The sequence below is a fragment of the Micromonospora sp. URMC 105 genome (genome assembly GCF_051386295.1).
Lineage (GTDB): Bacteria > Actinomycetota > Actinomycetes > Mycobacteriales > Micromonosporaceae > Micromonospora.
On record NZ_JBPQTL010000066.1, the window covers coordinates 1 to 18772 of the forward strand.

Annotated in this window: 16 protein-coding genes; 9 read left to right on the forward strand and 7 right to left on the reverse strand. The window is 73.1% G+C overall.

Annotation, left to right across the window (positions count from 1 at the left end):
* The first annotated feature begins 495 nt into the window (after positions 1 to 495).
* Positions 496 to 2604: an excinuclease ABC subunit UvrB gene (uvrB, locus tag ACSNN7_RS20060; protein ID WP_436682406.1), complete on the forward strand. Its 2109-nt coding sequence runs from the start codon at positions 496 to 498 to the stop codon at positions 2602 to 2604.
* 179 nt (positions 2605 to 2783) lie between these two features.
* Positions 2784 to 3701 carry a helix-turn-helix domain-containing protein gene (locus ACSNN7_RS20065; RefSeq protein WP_436682407.1) on the forward strand — a complete coding sequence of 306 codons (918 nt, stop codon included), beginning with the start codon at positions 2784 to 2786 and terminating at the stop codon, positions 3699 to 3701.
* A gap of 7 nt (positions 3702 to 3708) precedes the next feature.
* On the opposite strand, the gene ACSNN7_RS20070 is transcribed toward ACSNN7_RS20065, so the two are convergent.
* Both ACSNN7_RS20070 and ACSNN7_RS20075 read right to left on the reverse strand, forming a co-directional pair.
* On the reverse strand, positions 3709 to 3876 hold the full coding sequence (locus ACSNN7_RS20070; RefSeq protein WP_436682408.1) for an SDR family oxidoreductase: 168 nt from the start codon (positions 3874 to 3876) through the stop codon (positions 3709 to 3711).
* 96 nt (positions 3877 to 3972) lie between these two features.
* On the reverse strand, positions 3973 to 4266 hold the full coding sequence (locus ACSNN7_RS20075; protein ID WP_436682409.1) for an antibiotic biosynthesis monooxygenase family protein: 294 nt from the start codon (positions 4264 to 4266) through the stop codon (positions 3973 to 3975).
* Positions 4267 to 4368: 102 nt separating this feature from the next.
* Here ACSNN7_RS20075 and pnuC point away from each other — a divergent pair, with 102 nt between their 5' ends.
* The 3 genes from pnuC (at position 4369) to ACSNN7_RS20090 (ending at position 7474) form a co-directional block, all read left to right on the forward strand.
* On the forward strand, positions 4369 to 5022 hold the full coding sequence (gene pnuC, locus ACSNN7_RS20080; protein WP_436682410.1) for a nicotinamide riboside transporter PnuC: 654 nt from the start codon (positions 4369 to 4371) through the stop codon (positions 5020 to 5022).
* On the forward strand, positions 5019 to 6107 hold the full coding sequence (locus ACSNN7_RS20085; RefSeq protein ID WP_436682411.1) for an AAA family ATPase: 1089 nt from the start codon (positions 5019 to 5021) through the stop codon (positions 6105 to 6107). Before pnuC ends, ACSNN7_RS20085 begins: the two co-directional genes overlap by 4 nt.
* Positions 6108 to 6475: 368 nt before the next feature.
* Positions 6476 to 7474 (forward strand): TerC family protein, encoded by a 999-nt coding sequence (locus ACSNN7_RS20090; RefSeq protein WP_436682412.1) that lies wholly within the window; start codon positions 6476 to 6478, stop codon positions 7472 to 7474.
* Between the two features lie 67 nt (positions 7475 to 7541).
* Here the strand turns inward: ACSNN7_RS20090 and ACSNN7_RS20095 are convergent, their stop codons facing one another.
* Both ACSNN7_RS20095 and ACSNN7_RS20100 read right to left on the reverse strand, forming a co-directional pair.
* Positions 7542 to 8456, reverse strand: a complete 915-nt coding sequence (locus ACSNN7_RS20095) for an NlpC/P60 family protein (protein WP_436682413.1) — start codon at positions 8454 to 8456, stop codon at positions 7542 to 7544.
* A 57-nt stretch (positions 8457 to 8513) separates the two neighbouring features.
* Positions 8514 to 9611, reverse strand: a complete 1098-nt coding sequence (locus ACSNN7_RS20100) for a mandelate racemase/muconate lactonizing enzyme family protein (RefSeq protein WP_436682415.1) — start codon at positions 9609 to 9611, stop codon at positions 8514 to 8516.
* 44 nt (positions 9612 to 9655) lie between these two features.
* Between ACSNN7_RS20100 and ACSNN7_RS20105 the strand changes: the two genes are divergently transcribed.
* The gene (locus ACSNN7_RS20105) at positions 9656 to 10453 is read left to right on the forward strand and encodes a tyrosine-protein phosphatase (protein WP_436682416.1); all 798 of its coding nucleotides are present in this window, start codon (positions 9656 to 9658) and stop codon (positions 10451 to 10453) included.
* A gap of 10 nt (positions 10454 to 10463) precedes the next feature.
* On the opposite strand, the gene ACSNN7_RS20110 is transcribed toward ACSNN7_RS20105, so the two are convergent.
* On the reverse strand, positions 10464 to 11330 hold the full coding sequence (locus ACSNN7_RS20110; RefSeq protein WP_436682417.1) for a serine hydrolase: 867 nt from the start codon (positions 11328 to 11330) through the stop codon (positions 10464 to 10466).
* A 71-nt stretch (positions 11331 to 11401) separates the two neighbouring features.
* On the opposite strand from ACSNN7_RS20110, the gene ACSNN7_RS20115 reads away from it, so the two are divergent.
* Positions 11402 to 12073: a class I SAM-dependent methyltransferase gene (locus tag ACSNN7_RS20115; RefSeq protein WP_436682418.1), complete on the forward strand. Its 672-nt coding sequence runs from the start codon at positions 11402 to 11404 to the stop codon at positions 12071 to 12073.
* A gap of 148 nt (positions 12074 to 12221) precedes the next feature.
* Here ACSNN7_RS20115 and typA read toward each other — a convergent pair whose 3' ends face one another.
* A complete protein-coding gene (typA, locus tag ACSNN7_RS20120) occupies positions 12222 to 14090 on the reverse strand; it encodes a translational GTPase TypA (RefSeq protein WP_436682419.1) in 1869 nt (622 codons plus the stop codon).
* 134 nt (positions 14091 to 14224) lie between these two features.
* On the opposite strand from typA, the gene ACSNN7_RS20125 reads away from it, so the two are divergent.
* A complete protein-coding gene (locus ACSNN7_RS20125) occupies positions 14225 to 15589 on the forward strand; it encodes a DedA family protein (protein ID WP_436682422.1) in 1365 nt (454 codons plus the stop codon).
* 73 nt (positions 15590 to 15662) lie between these two features.
* Here the strand turns inward: ACSNN7_RS20125 and ACSNN7_RS20130 are convergent, their stop codons facing one another.
* Entirely contained in the window at positions 15663 to 17789 is a 2127-nt protein-coding gene (locus ACSNN7_RS20130) for an MMPL family transporter (protein ID WP_436682423.1), read from the reverse strand.
* A 172-nt stretch (positions 17790 to 17961) separates the two neighbouring features.
* Between ACSNN7_RS20130 and ACSNN7_RS20135 the strand changes: the two genes are divergently transcribed.
* Positions 17962 to 18468 carry a MarR family winged helix-turn-helix transcriptional regulator gene (locus ACSNN7_RS20135; RefSeq protein WP_436682441.1) on the forward strand — a complete coding sequence of 169 codons (507 nt, stop codon included), beginning with the start codon at positions 17962 to 17964 and terminating at the stop codon, positions 18466 to 18468.
* The last annotated feature ends 304 nt before the right edge of the window (positions 18469 to 18772 follow it).

Sequence of the window (18772 nt, forward strand, 5' to 3'; positions counted from 1 at the left end):
GGGGGGGCGGGGGGGGGGCGACCCCCGGCGCCGTGGTCGGCGCCGCCCGGCCCGCCGCTGATGCCGGCGGACACGGGAATACGGGTCCACGGGTGAGTGGCCGGCTGCCCGGCGACGGGCCGGCCGGAGGGCGGGCCCGTCGGGACGGGTGGGGTCGGCCGGTCGGGGGAGATCTCCACGAGTGGTTGAACGCCCGGCGGCGGCGCGGGTGACGAGCGCGACGGGGAAGGAGCAGGGGCGCTCGCGGCGGCCGGTCTGCGCCGTGAGCGCGACCACGTCGGGTGCGCACGCCGGTGATGTCCGGGTGCTGCGACCTCCTGTGCCGGGGGTGGGAGCCCGTGAGGGCCCGGCCACCGGCCCGGTCGGCCGCCGCGAGCGGCCTACGGAGTTCAGGCTAGCGCGGTGGGATGTGGGCCACAATGGGAATATCGAAGCCGATCACGGACCCACGGTAGTCGCGGCAGAGTGTCGGACCTCCGGCGTACCGTTGATGTCATGGCGCTCGACATTCCCCGGCTCGACGGCCGCTTCCAGGTCGTCAGCGAGTTTCAGCCGGCCGGCGACCAGCCGGCGGCCATCGACGAGCTTGAGCGCCGGGTCCGGCGCGGCGACCGCAACACCGTGCTGCTCGGCGCGACCGGCACCGGCAAGAGCGCCACCACGGCGTGGCTCATCGAGCGGCTGCAACGCCCCACGCTGGTGCTCGCCCCCAACAAGACGCTCTGCGCCCAGCTGGCCAAGGAGTTCAGCGAGCTGCTCCCGCACAACGCGGTGGAGTACTTCGTCTCCTACTACGACTACTACCAGCCCGAGGCGTACATCCCGCAGACCGACACCTACATCGAGAAGGACTCCTCGATCAACGAGGAGGTCGAGCGGCTGCGCCACTCGGCCACCATGTCCCTGCTCACCCGCCGCGACGTGATCGTGGTCGCGACGGTCTCCGCCATCTACGGCCTGGGCACCCCGGAGGAATACCTGGACCGTGCGGTCCGGGTCGCCGTCGGGCAGGAGCTCGACCGCGACCAGCTGCTGCGCCGCCTGGTCGACATCCAGTACACCCGCAACGACATGGCCTTCCAGCGGGGCACCTTCCGGGTCCGGGGCGACACCCTGGAGATCATCCCGGCGTACGAGGAGCTGGCGGTCCGGGTGGAGCTCTTCGGTGACGAGGTGGAGAAGCTCTACTACCTCAACCCGCTCACCGGCGACGTGGTCCGCGAGGTCGACCAGCTGGTCATCTTTCCGGCCACCCACTACGCGGCCGGGCCGGAGCGGATGGAGCGGGCGATCCGCGACATCGAGACCGAGCTGGGCGAGCGGCTGGCCGAGCTGGAGCGGCAGGGCAAGCTGCTGGAGGCCCAGCGGCTGCGGATGCGCACCACCTACGACATCGAGATGATGCGGCAGGTCGGCTTCTGCTCCGGCATCGAGAACTACTCGATGCACATGGACGGCCGGCTGCCCGGCAGCCCGCCGCACTGCCTGCTCGACTACTTTCCCGACGACTTCCTCACCGTCGTCGACGAGTCGCACGTGACCATCCCGCAGATCGGCGGCATGTACGAGGGCGACGCCTCCCGCAAGCGGATGCTGATCGACCACGGCTTCCGGCTGCCCAGCGCCGCCGACAACCGGCCGCTGCGCTTCGACGAGTTCCTGGAGCGGGTCGGCCAGATGGTCTTCCTCTCCGCCACCCCGGGTCCGTGGGAGCTGGAGCAGGCCCAGGGCGAGTTCGTCGAGCAGGTGATCCGCCCCACCGGCCTGATCGACCCGGAGGTCGTGATCAAGCCCACCAAGGGCCAGATCGACGACCTGATGCACGAGATCAAGCTGCGCACCGAGCGCGACGAGCGGGTGCTGGTCACCACGCTGACCAAGAAGATGGCCGAGGACCTCTCCGACTACCTGCTGGAGAACGGCATCCGGGTGCGCTACCTGCACTCCGAGGTCGACACGCTGCGCCGGGTCGAGCTGCTGCGCGAGCTGCGCAAGGGCGACTACGACGTGCTGGTCGGCATCAACCTGCTCCGGGAGGGCCTCGACCTGCCCGAGGTCTCGCTGGTCGCGATCCTCGACGCCGACAAGGAGGGCTTCCTGCGCAGCGGCCGGTCGCTGATCCAGACCATCGGCCGGGCCGCCCGGAACGTCTCCGGCCAGGTCCACATGTACGCCGACAAGATCACTCCGTCGATGGCGGACGCGATCGACGAGACCGACCGGCGGCGGGCCAAGCAGATCGCGCACAACGAGGCGCACGGCATCAGCCCGGAGCCGCTGCGCAAGAAGATCCACGACATCCTCGACGACATCTACCGCGAGGCGGAGGACACCGAGAACAGCCGGGTCGGCGGGGCGGTGCGCCAGCTCTCCCGGGGCAAGGCCCCCGTCAAGGAGACCCGCAGCCGCAGCCGGGCCGGCACGGCCGGCCCGTCCCGGGAGGGGATGGCCCGCGCCGACCTGGCGCAGCTCATCCAGGAACTCAACGATCAGATGCTGGCCGCCGCCCGGGAGCTGCAGTTCGAGCTGGCCGCCCGGATCCGCGACGAGGTCGCCGACCTCAAGAAGGAACTGCGCGGGATGGACGCCGCGGGCGTGAAGTAGGGCAGCGGGGGACGGGCGGGATCGAGGCGGCGTCGGCCTGTCCGATCCCCGCCTGCGCCCGTTCGTCGACCGGTACCTCGGCTACCACGGCTCCGGCGACTGCCGGGCGGTTGCGGTGCGCAAGCGAGGTATTGCACTGGGTGACGGTCCTGCGTACCCTCCGTCGTGGGGAGGCCGGGATGCCGTTGTCATCGAGTCCTGTCATTCGACGTGCGCGACTCGGCGCCGAGTTGCGCCAACTGCGCAGACGGGAGGCGCTCACCCTGGAACAGGTGTGTGGGCTGCTGGGCTGGGCCTCCACCTCGAAGCTGTCCCGCATCGAGCTGGGGCAGAGCCGGCCGGACCTCGCCGACGTGCTCGACCTGCTGGACGTCTACCAGGTGCCGTCGCCGCAGCGGGAGGCGCTGATCGTCATCGCCCGCGACGCCGCGACCAGCCGGGGCTGGTGGAAGGCGCTCGGCGAGATGCACGAGCGGCAGCGCACCTACGCCGAGCTGGAGGCGGGGGCGGCGACCGTCGTGGAGTACCAGCCGGCCGTGGTGCCCGGCCTGCTCCAGGCGCCGGGGTACGCCCGGCTGCGGGTGCTCGCGGGCCGGCTGCTGCACCCGGACGTCGACGTGGAGGCCGACGTGCGGGCCCGGCTGGTCCGCCAGGAGGTGCTGCGCCGCCCCGATCCGCCGCGCTACACGGGTCTGCTCGACGAGCGGGTCTGCGATCCGGCCGGCATCCCGGTCGAGGTCTGGCAGGAACAGCTGGCGCACCTGCTCGACGTGGCCGACCTGCCGAACGTGACGATCCGGGTGGTGCCCCGCACGGCCGCCCCGCCCGGCGCGGTGCACGCGCTGACCGCCTACTCCTGCTACTCCTTCCCGGACCCGGCCGACCCGCGCACCGTGATGGTGGAGACGCTGACCAGCGACGTGCGGCTGGTGACCGACGCCGACGTCGCCCGCTACGAGCGGATGACCGGCTGGCTGTCGGAGGTGGCGCTGAGCGCGGAGGAGACCGCGGCGCTGTTGCGCCACCGGGCCGCCGAGGCCGCGAACGGCGCATGGCCGGGCAGCGTCGAGGGGAAACCGGCGGGGCACGCCGGGTGAGGGGTCCTCACCGGTACCGCTGGAAGCCGCCCTCGGAGTCGATCACCTGACCGGTGATCCAGTCCGCCTCCGCCGAGCAGAGGAAGCGGACCAGCCGGGCGGCATCGGCGGGGGTGCCCCAGCGCCCGCCGGGAAAGTGCCGGTCGGCGCCAGCAGATTGTCGCCGCGCGGCCACCGGACCCGGCACCCCCGAACGCGTCGGGGCCGGTGTGCCGCGCGTGCGCCGCACGGTAACCGGCGGGTACGACAATGACGGGCGTGGATCCGCCGGTCAGACCGCGACGTCGACGAAGTGCTCCACCCGGGGCGGGCCGGCGAAGTGCGGGCCGATCAGCGCGCGCCACTTCCCGAACGACTCGGTGGCCCGGAAGTTCTCCTCGTGCGCCTCGACCGAGTCCCACTCGACCAGCAGCACGAACCGGGTGGGGGTCTCGACACCACGGGTCATCCGGACCGACCGGCAGCCCTCGGCGGCCGTGAGCAGACCGCGCGCCTGCGCGTAGGCGGCGGTGAACTCGTCCTCGTGTCCGGGCAGTACGTCGATGAGCGCGACCTCAAGCACCATGACCGAAGCCTCGCACGGCCGGCGGTGGAACCGGACAGGTGGGTCTGGTCCGCCGGCCGGTACGGCCCTAGGGTGATCGCTCGGGCCAGGGAGAGGCGGATCATGCTGGACTGGTTGACCACGGTCGCGTTCACCGTCGCAGGCGTCGGCACGACCTGGGCGGAGCTGCTCGGCTTCGCCACCGGGGTACTCAACGTCTGGCTGGTCGCCCGGCAGCACATCGTGAACTGGCCGGTCGGCATCGCCAACGTGCTGCTGCTGATGGTGCTCTTCTGGACCGCCGGCCTGTACGCCGACGCCGGCCTCCAGGTGGTCTACGTGCTGCTCGGCCTCTACGGCTGGTACCACTGGCTGGTCGGCGGCGAGCGGCGCAGCCGGCTCACGGTCAGCCGGACGAGCCGGCCGGAGTGGGCCGGGCTGGCGGTGGCCGGTGTCCTGCTCACCGGCGGGCTCTGGGCACTGCTGGACCGGGCCACCGACTCGACGGTGCCGCTGGCCGACGCGCTCACCACCGCGCTGTCGCTGCTGGCCACCTACGGGCAGACCCGCAAGCTGGTGGAGAGCTGGTGGCTGTGGATCGTGGCCGACCTGATCTACATCCCGCTCTACGCGTACAAGGGCCTCTGGCTCACCGGCGCGCTGTACCTGATCTTCCTGGCGCTCTGCGTGCTCGGTCTGCGGGCCTGGCGGGCCGATCTGCACCGGGCCGGCACCCCGAGCGTGGTGCCGCCGGGTCCGGCCCCGGTGACGGCGTGAGCGCCCGGCCCGCCGGAGCGGCGCGGCCGGAGTTCCGGCACGGCATGGTGGTCGGCAAGTTCTATCCGCCGCACGCCGGGCACCACGCGCTGATCGAGGCCGCCGCCGCCCGCTGCGCGGCGGTCACCGTGGTGGTCGCCCCGTCGCGCCGGGAGTCCGTCCCGCTCGCGCTGCGGCTGGACTGGCTGCGCGAGGCGCACGCGCACACCCCCTGGGTCCGGTTCGTCGGCCGCTACGACGACCACCCGGTGGACTACGCCGACCCGGCGGCCTGGGACGCGCACTGCGCGGTCTTCCGGTCGGCGCTGGGCGGGCGCCCGGTGGACGCGGTGTTCTCCTCGGAGGCGTACGGCGGGGAACTGGCCCGGCGGTTCGACGCCACGGCGGTCTGCGTGGACCCGGATCGGCGGGTCGTGCCGGTCTCCGGCACGGCGGTGCGGGCGGACCCGGTGCGGTACTGGGCGGCACTGAGCCCGCCGGTGCGGGCCTGGTTCGTCCGGCGGGTGGTGGTCGTCGGGGCGGAGTCGACCGGCACCACCACGATGGCCGCCGCCCTCGCCGCGCACTACGGCACGGCCTGGGTGCCGGAGTACGGCCGGGAGTTGACCGCCCGCAAGCTGGCCCGGCTGCGGGCGCATCGGCCGGCGGCGACGGTCTTCGACGTCACCTGGGACGCCGACGACTTCGTCGAGGTGGTCCGCGCCCAGCAGGCGGCGGAGGACGCCGCGGCGCGCGCCGGCGGCCCGCTGCTGATCTGCGACACCGACGCCCGGGCGACCGCGGTCTGGGAGGAGCGCTATCTGGGCTCGGCGTCGGAGGCGGTCCGGGCGGCGGCCCGCCGGCCGGCGCTCTATCTGCTCACCGACCACGTCGGGGTGCCGTTCACCGACGACGGGCTGCGCGACGGCGCGCACCTGCGGGCCTGGATGACCGAGCGGTTCCGGGCCGAGCTGGCCGGCTGCGGGGTGCCGGTGATCGAGCTCACCGGCCCGCATCCGGAGCGGCTGGCCCGAGCGGTGGCGGCCTGCGACGCGCTGCTGGCGGCCGGCTGGTCCCTCGCGGATCCCCTGGTGACACCCGCCTGAGCAGCACGTCCGCCGCCGCGGCGGGCGCGGACGGCACGACACCTAGCCTCCTAGGAAGCCGTAGCGGAGGTGACCCGTACCGCGTCGGAACGTGATGCTGTCGGCAATCGCGGTACCTGGAGATGCGGTTCTCGGCCGTGATGGGGAACAATGGCCCCCGAGGAGGGGAGTATTCCCCCGCGACGGAGTCGTCAGCACGGTCGACCGCCGAACCTGGCGGCCCGACCCGGCGCCGTCGGTCATCGCCCCGCCTGCGGGTCGCTGGCGGAAGAGACCTCCGACAGTCACCAGAGTCCGCGTCGCCGCCCGTCTCGCCGCCAGTCGGCGTTACGGTGTGCCCGACGTCGCGTGTCTGCCGGAGGAATGCATTGAACGTGTCCGGAGTGGTGTGGGCCGGGACCCTCGTCGTGATGACGGCGGTCCTGCTCGTCGACCTTCTCATCGTCGGTCGGCGACCGCACGAACCCAGTGTCCGGGAGTCGAGCCTCTGGGTCGGCTTCTACGTGGCCCTGGCCCTGATCTTCGGTGCCGGGCTCTGGTTCACCTCCGGGGCGAGCGCGGCCGGCCAGTTCTACACCGGCTGGCTCACCGAGTACAGCCTCTCGGTGGACAACCTCTTCGTCTTCGTGATCATCATGGCCCGGTTCGGCGTGCCCCGGCAGTACCAGCAGAAGGTGCTGCTCGTCGGCATCGTGCTGGCCCTGGTCATGCGCGGCGGGTTCATCGCCGCCGGCGCGGCGCTGATCTCCCAGTTCTCCTGGGTCTTCTACATCTTCGGCGCGTTCCTGATCTACACCGCGGTGAACCTCGCCCGGCAGGGTGAGCCGGACGAGGACGAGTTCAGCGAGAACGTGCTGATCCGGTGGAGCCGCAAGGCACTGCCGATCTCCAAGGACTACGACGGCGCGAAGCTGACCACGCACCAGGCCGGCAAGCGGCTCTTCACCCCGATGCTGATCGTGATGATCGCGATCGGCACCACCGACCTGATCTTCGCGCTGGACTCGATCCCGGCGATCTTCGGCATCACCCAGGAGCCGTACCTCGTCTTCACCGCCAACGTCTTCGCGCTGATGGGGCTGCGGCAGCTCTACTTCCTCCTCGGTGGCCTGCTGGACCGGCTGATCTACCTCAGCTACGGCCTGGCGGTGGTGCTCGGCTTCATCGGCGTGAAGCTGGTGCTGGAGGCCCTGGCCGACAACAAGCTGCCGTTCATCAACGGCGGCGAGCACGTCGGGTGGGCCCCGCACATCCCGATCTGGCTCTCCCTGTCGGTCATCCTCGGCACCCTCGCCGTGGCCACCGCCGCCAGCCTGATCAAGTCGTCCCGGGACCGCCGCCGCGAGCTGGCCGAGGCCCGGCACTGACCGACCCGCGTACGCACGAGAGAGGGGCACCCCGGCCGACGGGGTGCCCCTCTCTCGTGCGTACGGCTCAGACCCGGCGGACGGCGACCAGGGTGGCGGCCCGATCGGCGGGCAGCTGCTCCTCCAGCACCCGGCGTTGCCGGTAGCAGGCGTGCAGCATCCGGCGGTCGCGGCCGGCCTCGGCGGTGACGATGCCGACGTGGTGGATCGGTCGCCCGGGGCGGGCGAAGAAGTACAGGTCGCCCGGGTGCTCCTCGCCGAGCGGCACCGGCGCGGTGGCCTCGGCCTGGTCGTCGGCGTCGCGGGGCAGCGTCACCCCGAAGCGGCGCCAGGCCAGGTGCACCAGGCCGGAGCAGTCGATGCCGTGGCTGGAGACCCCGCCCCAGATGTAGACCACGTCGCGCAGGCGCTCGGCGACGGCGAGCACCTCGCCGGGCTCCGGCCGCCCGGCGGGGAGCGGCACCACGTCCGCCTCGGCGATCCAGGCCGGGTCCGGCCGGCCGGGGACGTGGACCGGGCGCCACCCCTGGACGGGGTCGCCGGCCGGCAGGAGGCGGGTGCCGAGGACGACGCCGGGCAGGGCCACCGGGCCGCCCGGCGCGGTGTGCAGTGCGCTGATCGCGGCGTCGACCACCAGCGGGTCCCCGGCGGGGGTGACCGGGTCGTCGGGGGTCAGCTGGGCGGTGGGCAGCCAGCCGGGGTAGCCGCGCGGGTCGAGTTCCGCCGCGGGCTGCTCGACGGCGACCACGCGGGCCCAGCCGTCCGGGCGCAGTTCGGTGACGAGCACCCGCTCGCCGAGCAGCAGCTGGCTCAGCACGCACTCGCCGACCCGCTGGTCGGTGTCCATCCCGGCGACCCAGGCCGGGATGTCGGTACGCGGGGCGAGGGCGGGGCGGTCGACGGGGCGTACCGCCTCGGGGGTGGCCCAGAGCGTCGCGACGGCGACCCCGACGACGGCCTCGCGGCCCGGTTGCAGCTTCACGTCGACCTCCGGTTCGGGCGGGCGCCTATCCGACCCTATGAAAGAAACCGACGATCATCAACCGCGAGCCTGCACTTTTGCTTCAGTGACCGAGGAGATGCCCAACCCGGGCGCGTCCGGCAGCACCACGGTCGCGCCGTCGTACCGGATGCCGCCGCGCACCGGCGACCAGGCCAGCCACCAGGCGGCGTCCAGGTCGGAGACGGCGGTGGTGCGGTACGCGGCGACCAGGCTGGCCGCCGCCCCGACCCCGACCGCGCTCTCCATCATGGAACCGACGACGGTGCCCATGTCGTGGGCGCGGGCCAGCTCCAGCAGCGTGCGGGCGGTGTGCAGGCCGCCGCACTTGGCCAGCTTGACGTTGACCATGTCGGCCGCCCGGCGGCGGATCACCTCGACCAGGTCGCGGACGCCGAAGACCGCCTCGTCGGCCAGGATCGGCACCTCCACCCGGTCGCTGACCCAGGCGAGCCCGTCCAGGTCCCACCGGGACACGGGCTGCTCGACCAGCTCGACGTCGAGCCCCGCGTCGACGATGCCCCGGATCACCCGGACCGCCTCGCGCGGGGTCCAGCCCTGGTTGGCGTCCAGCCGGATCCGCACGCCGGGGCCGACCGCCGCCCGCACCGCGCGGACCCGGTCCAGGTCCGTCGCCGCGTCCGTGCCGACCTTGAGCTTGAGCACGTCGAAACCCTCGCCGCGGCGCTGCTTGGCCGCCGCCGCCAGCTCCACCGCGTCACCCGCGGCCAGCGTCACGTCCGTCGGGACGCGCAGCGTCGTGCCGCCGAGCAACCGCGCCAGGGGTACGCCGAGCCGCCGCGCCGCCAGGTCGTGCAGGGCGACGTCGAGCGCCGCCTTGGCCGACTCGTTGCCGGTGACCGCGGTGCGCACCTCCGCGCAGCGGGCCACCACGTCGTCGGCGTCGCGGCCGGCGACCGCGGGGGCCAGCATGTCGCGTACGCACGCCTCGGCCCCGACGACCGACGCGCCGGTCACCTTCCAGACCTGGGGGGCCTCGCCGAAGCCGGACCGCCCGTCGGAGTCGATCACCTCGACCACCAGGGTGTCCACGGTGGTGGTACGGCGCAGCGCGGTGACGAACGGCGTGTGCAGGGGAGCGGAAAGCCGGTGGGTGCGTACCGCGGCGATCGTCATGTGCGGCACCCTATACGCAGACGGGCAGCGGAGGGGGAGGCCGAATGGGCAGGCGGGACTGGGAACTGGTGGGCGCCCCGAACGCGCGCGACCTGGGCGGGCTGCCCACCGTCGACGGGCGCCGGGTGCGGGCCGGCCGGCTCCTGCGCACCCCGGCGCTGGGCCGGCTCACCGACGGCGACCTGCCGGTGCTGGGCAAGCTCGCCCCGGCCTGCGTGGTGGACCTGCGGGACGCCTCCGAGATGGCGGTCGCCCCGGCGGACCGGCTGGTGGGGGAGCCCCGGGTGGTGCACCTGCCGGTCCTCGACCCGGCGCACCCCGTCTTCACGTACGTCTCGGCGCTGCTGCTCGGCCACGACCTGGAGACGTACGACGAACTGGCCCGCGAGGGCACCCCGGCGGCGATGGCGGCGATCTACCGCTGGTTCGTCACCGGGGAGTCCGCCCGGGAGGGGTTCGGCACGGCGGTGCGGCTGGCGGCCGACGCGCAGAACCTGCCGCTGCTGTTCCACTGCTCGGCCGGCAAGGACCGCACCGGCTGGCTGGCGGTGGTGCTGCTCACCGCGCTGGACGTCGACCCGGGGGCGATCCGCGCCGACTACCTGTGCCACAACGAGCTGACCGTCAGCCTGCGCGAGGTGCTGCTGGCGGCGCTGGTGCGGCGGCAGCCGGCGCTGGACCCGGAGACGGTGCGCCCGGTGCTGGAGGTACGCCCGGAGTACCTGGACGCCGCCTACGACGAGGTACGCCGGGTGCACGGCTCGTTCGACGCGTACCTGCGCGACGGGCTGGGCGTCACGGACGAGGTGCGCGAGGCGCTGCGGGACAACCTGCTGGAGTGACGTGCCCCGGTCAGCCGGCCAGGTCGTGCCGGGCCGCCCAGACCCGCGCCGAGATGTTCGCGATCAGCCGGCAGGCGTCGTCCTCGATCTCCTCGCCGGTGGCGCCGCCGTCGGCCAGGTCGGTGGTGGTGCAGACGACGATCACGTACGGCGGGGCGTCGTCCGGCAGGACCACGCCGGCGCCGTGCCGGACCCCGCGTACCCAGCCGTTCTTGTGCGCGATGCGAATGCCCTCGGGCAGCCCGGAGGCCAGGTCCTCGCGGTGCTCCTGGGCCAGCAGGACGTCCATCATGGTCGCGCAGGCGGCCGGGGAGGCCAGCGGTCCCGGACGGGTGGCCCCGGTGGCGAGCCCGCCGAGCAGCGCCGCCAGGTCGGCGGCCGTGACCAGGTTGGTGATCCCGGCGTCCCGGGCGGCGAAGTCCTCGATGCCTCGTCCGGTGACGCTGTGCCGTCCGCCGGCCAGTGCCCAGGCGTGGGCCACCGCGGGCAGGCCGACCCGGCCGAGCACGATGTTGGTGGCCAGGTTGCTGGATCTGGTGATCATCCGGTCGGCGAGCCAGCGCAGCGGCGCGGTCCCACCGACCCGGTCCCACACCGCGTCGTCGTTGTCGTAGTGCTGGGCGCAGGAGAACCGGGGCGTCCCCGGCTGCGCCGAGTCGAACTCGTTGATCACCGGGATCGGCGCGTCGAGGTCCAGCTCGCCCGCCTCGGCGGCCCGGTGCAGCGCGAGCAGCACCGCGACCTTCATCGTGCTGGCGGCGTAGTGGGTGGCGTCGGGCCGGCGGGTCCAGGTCGGGGCCGCGCCCAGCCGCCCCACGTACGCCGAGACGGTGCCGGGCACCCGGTCCAGGTGGGCGTCGAGATCATCCCAGGTCATGCCGAGACGGTAGCCGATCATCGCCCGGCGTGGGACAGCGCGACGCGGGGACGAGCGCCTACCGTGCCGACATGACGGTCGCCGCGTACGACGCCCACGCGGACTGGTACGAGCAGTTCGCCTCCGACACCGCCGCCGACTACATGACCCGGGTCCGCCGGCAGCTCGCCGATCTGCTCGGCCCCGGCCCCGGCCGCTGCCTCGACCTCTGCTGCGGCACCGGTGCGCACGCCGCCGAGCTGCGCCGGCTGGGCTGGGACCCGATCGGCGTGGACCTCTCCGGTGGGCAGCTCCGGCACGCCCGCGCCCGGCTGCCGGTGGCCCGGGGCGACGCTGCCGCGCTGCCGGTCGCCGACGCGGCGCTGCCCGCGGTGGCCTGTGTGCTCGCTCACACCGACGTGCCCGACTATCCGGCGGTCGTCGCCGAGGCGGCCCGGGTGCTGGCACCCGGCGGGAGCTTCGTCCACGTCGGCGTCCACCCGTGCTTCATCGGCCCGTTCGCCGACCGGTCGGATCCCGCGCGGATCGTGGTCGACGGCGGCTACGCCGAGCGGGAGCGCAGCTTCCGGGTCTGGTCGACGCACGGGGTGCGGTCCCGGGTCGGCGCCTGGCACGTACCCCTGGCCGACCTGCTCAACGCGGTCACCGCCGCCGGCCTCACCCTGACCCGGACCACCGAGTCCGGCTCCGGCCCGGTACCGGACCTCTTCGCATGGCACGCGCTCAAACCACGTCCGTCGTGACCCGGCGAGGCACTTTCCGGGACAGCGTGGCTGTCCCGCGCGCCATGGCCACGCTTTCTCGGAAAGTGCGCGGGAGCTGAGGGGGCGGGGACGGGCGGAGCCCGGACCGCAGGGCGGTCCGGGCTCCGGGGGTGTGTCGGGTGAAGGGTCAGCCGGCGTGCTTGCGACGGGCGGCGGCCCGGCCGCGCGCCGTCTGGTCCAGCACCACCTTGCGGATGCGGACCGCGGTCGGGGTGACCTCGACGCACTCGTCCTCGCGGCAGAACTCCAGCGCCTGCTCCAGGGAGAGCTTGCGCGGCGGGATCAGCTTCTCGGTCTCGTCGGAGGTCGACGCCCGCATGTTGGTGAGCTTCTTCTCCTTGGTGATGTTGACGTCCATGTCGTCGGAGCGGGAGTTCTCCCCGACGATCATGCCCTCGTACACCTCGGTGGTCGGCTCGACGAAGAGCTGCCCGCGCTCCTGAAGGTTGATCATGGCGAACGAGGTGACCGCGCCCGCCCGGTCGGCGACCAGCGAACCGTTCTGCCGGGTCCGCAGCTCGCCGAACCACGGCTCGTACGACTCGAACACGTGGTGCAGGATGCCGGTGCCGCGGGTGTCGGTGAGGAACTCGGTGCGGAAGCCGATGAGGCCGCGCGCCGGCACCAGCCACTCCATCCGGATCCACCCGGTGCCGTGGTTGACCAGCTGCTCCATCCGGCCCTTGCGGGTCGCCAGGAGCTGCGTGATCGCGCCCAGGTACTCCTCCGGGGCGTCGATGGTCAGCCGCTCCACCGGCTCGCAGACCTTGCCGTCGATCTCCTTGGTGACGACCTGCGGCTTGCCGACGGTCAGCTCGTAGTTCTCCCGGCGCATCTGCTCCACCAGGATGGCCAGCGCCAGCTCACCACGGCCCTGCACCTCCCAGGCGTCCGGCCGCTCGGTCGGCAGCACCCGCAGCGAGACGTTGCCGATCAGCTCCTTGTCGAGCCGGTCCTTGACCATCCGGGCGGTGACCTTGGCGCCCTTGACCCGGCCGACCAGCGGCGAGGTGTTGGTGCCGATGGTCATCGAGATGGCGGGCTCGTCGACGGTGATCAGCGGCAGCGGGGTCGGGTTCTCCGCGTCGGCCAGCGTCTCACCGATCATGATCTCCGGGATGCCGGCGACCGCGATGATGTCGCCCGGTCCGGCCGAGTCGGCCGGCTTGCGCTCCAGGCCCTCGGTCATCAGCAGCTCGGAGATGCGGACCCGCTGGGTGCTGCCGTCGGTGCGGCACCAGGAGACCGACTGGCCCTTGCTGATGGTGCCCTGCCGGACCCGGCACAGCGCCAGCCGGCCCAGGAACGGGGAGGCGTCGAGGTTGGTGACGTGCGCCTGCAGCGGCGCACCCTCCTCGTACGCGGGCGCCGGGATGGTGTCCAGCAGGGTGCGGAACAGCGGCTCCAGGGAGCTGCTGTCGGACGGCACCGAGCCGTCGGCCGGCTGGGTCAGCGAGGCGATGCCGTCGCGGGCGCAGGCGTAGACGATCGGGAAGTCGATCTGCTCCTCGTCGGCGTCCAGATCGAGGAAGAGCTCGTAGGTGTCGTCCACGACCTCCTTGATCCGGGCGTCGGGACGGTCCACCTTGTTGATGACCAGGATGATCGGCATGCGGGCCTTGAGGGCCTTGCGCAGCACGAACCGGGTCTGCGGCAGCGGGCCCTCGCTGGCGTCGACCAGCAGCACCACCCCGTCGACCATGGTGAGGCCCCGCTCCACCTCGCCGCCGAAGTCGGCGTGGCCGGGGGTGTCGATGATGTTGATGGTGACCGGGTCGGAGCCGTCCGCCGGCATGTACCGCACGCCGGTGTTCTTGGCGAGGATGGTGATGCCCTTTTCCCGTTCGAGGTCCATCGAGTCCATGACCCGCTCGGTGTCCTCGCCGCGGGCGCCGTAGGCGCCGGCCTGCCGCAACATGGCGTCGACCAAGGTCGTCTTGCCGTGGTCGACGTGGGCGATGATGGCGACGTTGCGGAGGTCGGTGCGAAGCTGCATACCCTCCATACTCCTGTCTACGGTTGCCGGGGCACGTGTCGGGGTCACCCCCAGTTGGCCCGGATCTGTGCCGGAACTGCTGTTCCGACCGTTGCGGCGGCTGGCATGCTGGCCCCCGTGTTCATGGGGACCGGATGCATGACCTGCTGACCTCGCTGCAGGGCCTGCCGTCCCTGCTGATCTATGTGATCGCCGCGACGATCGTCGCGGGGGAGACCGCGGTGATCTTCGGTCTGCTGGTGCCGGGCGAGGCGACCCTGTTGCTGGTCGGCTTCTTAGCCTACGCGGGGACGCTCCGGCTTGTTCCCGCGCTGTTGGTCATGACAGGTGCGGCAGTGATCGGAGACACACTCGCCTTCCGGTCCGGCCGCCGCTACGGCCCGCGGCTGCGGGCCGGCGGGCTGGGTGCCCGGGTCGGGCCCGAGCGGTGGGCCCGGGCCGACGCGATGCTCGGCCGGCTGGGCGGGCGGGGGGTGTTCGCCGCCCGCTGGGTGGCCTTCGCCCGCACCCTGGTGCCCCGGCTGGCCGGCGCGGCCGGCCTGCCGTACCGGCGGTTCGCGCCGTGGAACCTGGCCGGGGTGACGACCTGGGTGGGCGGCTCGGTGCTGCTGGGCTACCTGGCCGGCGAGTCGTACGAGACGGTCTCCCGGCTGCTCGGCCGGGCCACCCAGGTGGTGCTGGTGCTGCTGGCGGTGCTGGTGGCGATCGTGCTGGCCGGGCGGTGGCTGGGGCGCAATCCCGACCCGGCGCGGGCGCTGCTGACCCGGGCCGCCGCGCTGCCGCCCGTGCGCTGGGCCACCGGCCGGTACGGCATCCTCTTCTTCCTCATCGCCATGCACCTCGGGCCGGGCTGGGCGCTGCTGCTCAACCTCGGCGCCGGCCTGCTGCTGCTCTCGGCGGCCGGCCTGGCCGTGGCCTGGCTGCTGGAGGCGGTGGTGCGGCTCAGCGGGCTGGCCGTGGTCGACGGCGTGATCGCCGGCTGGTTCGCCGACCGCCGGACCCCGGGCGCGGTGCAGGCGGCCCTGACGACGGTCTCGGTGCTGCGGGGGTCGTTCCTGATCGTGCTGGTGGCGGCGGTGGCCGGGCTGCTCGCCTGGCGGCACCGCCCCTGGCGGGCGGACCTGCTCAGCGTCTTCGGCACGGTCGGGGCGTTCCTCCCGCTGGTGGTCCTGGCGGTGGTGGCCGACGTCACTCCGTCGGCGCGGGCCGCTGTCATGTTCCCGACGCAGAACGCGGTGGTCGCCGCGAGCCTCTGCACGCTCGCCTGGCTGGTCTCCCGCGACGCCCGCTGGCCGGTGGCGGTGGCCGCCTGGACGACGGCCGCGGCCGGCATCGCGCTGCTCGGCGGGGCCCGGCTCTATCTGGGCTGGAGCACGGCCAGCGGGACGGCCACCTCGGTGCTGCTCGGGGTGGCCTGGTCGGCGGTGTTCGTGGTGGCCTGGGCCACCCGGGACCGGGCGGTACGGGCCGCCGGGCGACGGCGCCCCGGTGGGGCGTGATCGCGTCCGCCTCGGCTGTCATCGGTGGGGGCCGGGCCGCGACGCGCCCCGGCCCCCACCCGTCCCCGGACGGTCAGTCCCGCGCGGCAACCGGCTCCGGTCGTGCCGGGGCGTCCGGTACAGGGTCGCGGTGGATGCGGCCCGGCGCCCAGAACCGGTCGCCGAGCAGGAAGGCGAGCGCCGGGACGAGGACCGTGCGCACCAGCAGGGTGTCGAGCAGCACACCGATGCAGACGATGATCCCGACCTGGGTCAGCGTGATCAGCGGCAGCACGCCGAGGACGGCGAAGACCGCCGCGAGCAGGATGCCGGCGCTGGTGATCACCCCGCCGGTGACCCGCAGCGCGGAGAGCATGCCGTCCCGGGTGCCCGTGCTCCGGGCGTCCTCCCGGGCCCGGGTGACCAGGAAGATGTTGTAGTCCACGCCGAGCGCCACCAGGAACACGAAGGCGATCAGAAGGACCCCGCTGTCCAGCGCCGGGAACCCGAGGACGTGGTCGAAGAGCAGCCACGCCGCGCCGAGGCTGGCGAAGAAGGACGCGATGACGGTGAGCACCAGCAGCACCGGCGCGACCAGGCCCCGCAGCAGCAGCACCAGCACGGCGCCGACGAGGAGCAGGATGATCGGCAGGATCAGCCGCAGGTCCTTCGCGTTGGCCTCGGCCGAGTCGTAGGTGGCGGCCACCGTGCCGCCGACGATCGCTCCGGAGAACTCCGCCGCGCCGTCGACCAACGGCGGGGCGGAGCCGGGGACCGCGGCGACCGCGTCCCGCAGCGCCTCGATCGCCCGGTCCGAGGCGGCGGTGCCCGGTTCGGCCTCCAGCACGACGTCCACCTGGGCGATGCCGGCGCCCGCCTCGCCGGGGCGTACGGAGGCGACGCCGGGGACGGCCGTCGCGGCGTCGGTGACGGCCTGTGCCGCCGCGGGGGTGGTGAGCACGGCGACCGGCTGGGTGGTGCCGGCCGGGAACGCCTTCGCCAGCGTCTCCGCGCCGGCGACGGCCTCGGGCTTGACCCGGAACTGCTCGGTCTCGGACAGGCCGGTGCGGATGCCGAGCCCGCCGAGCGCCAGGCCGGCGAGGAGCAGCGTGGCGAGGATCGCCACCGGTGCCGGGCGGCGGACGACGGCGGCGCCGAGGCGGCCCCACAGCCGGCCCTCGGCCGCGGCGCTGCCGGCGCGGGGGACGAACGGCCAGAACAGCCCCCGGCCGAAGATCACCAGCGCGGCGGGCAGGACGAAGAGCGCGGAGAACATGGCCAGGATGACACCGGTGGCGCAGGCCACGGCGAGCGCCCGGTTGAGCTCCTGCTCGGACAGCAGCAGGGTGAGCACGCCCAGCACGACGGTGAAGCCGCTGGCCAGGATCGGCTCGGCGGTGCGGCGCAGGGCGGCCCGCATGGCGACGAAGCGGTCCTCCTCGCGGCGCAGCTCCTCCCGGTAGCGCGCGATGATCAGCAGGGCGTAGTCGGTGGCGGCGCCGAAGACCAGGACGCTGGCGATGCCGGTGACGGCGCCGCCGGCGAGGTTGATGCCGACCGCCGGGACGATCGTGTCGACGGCGCGCAGGGTGAGCTGCTCGGTCGCCGCGACGACGACCAGCGGCACGATCCACAGGAACGGGCTGCGGTAGGTGATCAGCAGCAGCAGCGCGACGACGGCGGCGGTGACCAGGAGCAGCGTGGTGTCGGCGCCCTCGAAGACCTTGGTGAGGTCGGCGGTGAAGGCGGGCCCGCCGGTCACCTGCACGGCGAGGGAGTCGGGCAGGTCGTCCAGGGCTGTGCGGAGCCGGTCGATGGTCTGCGCCACCTGGTCCTGGCCGCCCGCGGTGGACAGCGGTACGGCGACCAGTGCGACCGTGCCGTCCGGGGAGACCTGCGGTGGGCTGATCCGGCCGCCCACGGCCAGTTGGTTCAGCTCGCCCGAGCGGGCCGCGAGGGCCGCCCGGTCGGCTTCGGTGAGCGCGCCGCCGTCGGTGCGGCTGAGCACCACGATCGCCGGCTGGGTGTCGCTGGAGGGCAGTTGGTCCTGCAGGCGCTCGACCTGGGTCGACTGCCACTCGACCGACAGGCCGGTGGCGGAGACCGGGTCGGGATTGTCGGGCTTGGGCAGCCCGAAGACCGCCGCGCCGACGACGATCGCGGCGACCACGGTGAGCCAGGCGGCCAGCCGGCTGCGGGCGACACGGGTGAACACAGACATCGGATCCCTCACGGTCCTTCGACTCGAAATCTCGGCTGTCAAGAGTCTTGCCCAGCAAGAGCACTATTGCAAGTTGTCGAGTATCTTGACGAGCGAGATTGTCGAGGCCTGCTCTATGCTGCTCAGGAGCGGGTCCGACAGGGGGAAACGACCAGACGTGGCAGCGCACGGCATGTATCGACGGCGGGACGACCGACGCAGTCAGATGGTCGCGGACATCACCAACGACCTGCGGCGATACTCGGTGGACGCGCAGCACATCGGGCACGCCTTCGCCGGCCTGCACGGGCTCAACCCCACCGACCTGCACGCCCTGATCGCCGTCATGGACGCCGAGCTGACCGGCGACCCGATCACCCCCGGGCGGCTCGGTGAGCAGCTCAACCTCTCCTCCGGGTCGGTGACCGCGCTGATCGACCGGCTGGAACGGGCGGGGCACATCCGCCGCGACCGGGACACCGCCGACCGGCGCAAGGTCTTCCTGCGCTACGCCGACCAGGGCGCCGCGCTGGCGATGAGCTTCTTCGGCCCGCTCGGCCGGCGTACCGACGAGGTGATGGCGCGCTTCACCGACGAGGAGCTGGAGGTGGTGCACCGCTTCATGGCGACGATGGTCGCTTCGATGCGGGCGCACCGGGACGCCGTCCGGGCCGAGTCGACCCGCCGCCCGACGAGCTGACGCGCCGCCGGTCGAGGCGCCCGGCAATGGCTCCGGTCCTTGGGCCACGCCCGGCGCCGCGGTGACTCTCCGTTGTGGACATCGGGCCCGTCCGATGTGGGCGGGAGGTGTGCGCGGGCACCTCGGGCGGGTGGTCCCAGCCGGTTCACAGCTTCGATCCATCTGAAGAGAACCCATTTGAGCTGGGCGTTTGTCCAATCGCCCGGCTATCGTTCAGCCAACGCCCGACGTCGTGCATCTCAAGGTCGGGCTCGCTCCCGCACCCGTACACCGCCACGCGGTGTCACCGTCGTGCCCGACCCCT

Excerpts from the sequence above, each read along its gene's own strand:
- ACSNN7_RS20135 (WP_436682441.1), top strand. The coding sequence starts at position 17,962 with ATGTATCGACGGCGGGACGACCGACGCAGTCAGATGGTCGCGGACATC.
- pnuC (WP_436682410.1), top strand. The coding sequence starts at position 4,369 with ATGCTGGACTGGTTGACCACGGTCGCGTTCACCGTCGCAGGCGTCGGC.
- ACSNN7_RS20125 (WP_436682422.1), top strand. The coding sequence starts at position 14,225 with ATGCATGACCTGCTGACCTCGCTGCAGGGCCTGCCGTCCCTGCTGATC.
- ACSNN7_RS20100 (WP_436682415.1), bottom strand. The coding sequence starts at position 9,611 with ATGACGATCGCCGCGGTACGCACCCACCGGCTTTCCGCTCCCCTGCAC.
- ACSNN7_RS20105 (WP_436682416.1), top strand. The coding sequence starts at position 9,656 with ATGGGCAGGCGGGACTGGGAACTGGTGGGCGCCCCGAACGCGCGCGAC.
- ACSNN7_RS20115 (WP_436682418.1), top strand. The coding sequence starts at position 11,402 with ATGACGGTCGCCGCGTACGACGCCCACGCGGACTGGTACGAGCAGTTC.
- ACSNN7_RS20065 (WP_436682407.1), top strand. The coding sequence starts at position 2,784 with ATGCCGTTGTCATCGAGTCCTGTCATTCGACGTGCGCGACTCGGCGCC.
- ACSNN7_RS20075 (WP_436682409.1), bottom strand. The coding sequence starts at position 4,266 with ATGGTGCTTGAGGTCGCGCTCATCGACGTACTGCCCGGACACGAGGAC.
- ACSNN7_RS20110 (WP_436682417.1), bottom strand. The coding sequence starts at position 11,330 with ATGACCTGGGATGATCTCGACGCCCACCTGGACCGGGTGCCCGGCACC.
- uvrB (WP_436682406.1), top strand. The coding sequence starts at position 496 with ATGGCGCTCGACATTCCCCGGCTCGACGGCCGCTTCCAGGTCGTCAGC.
- ACSNN7_RS20130 (WP_436682423.1), bottom strand. The coding sequence starts at position 17,789 with ATGTCTGTGTTCACCCGTGTCGCCCGCAGCCGGCTGGCCGCCTGGCTC.
- typA (WP_436682419.1), bottom strand. The coding sequence starts at position 14,090 with ATGCAGCTTCGCACCGACCTCCGCAACGTCGCCATCATCGCCCACGTC.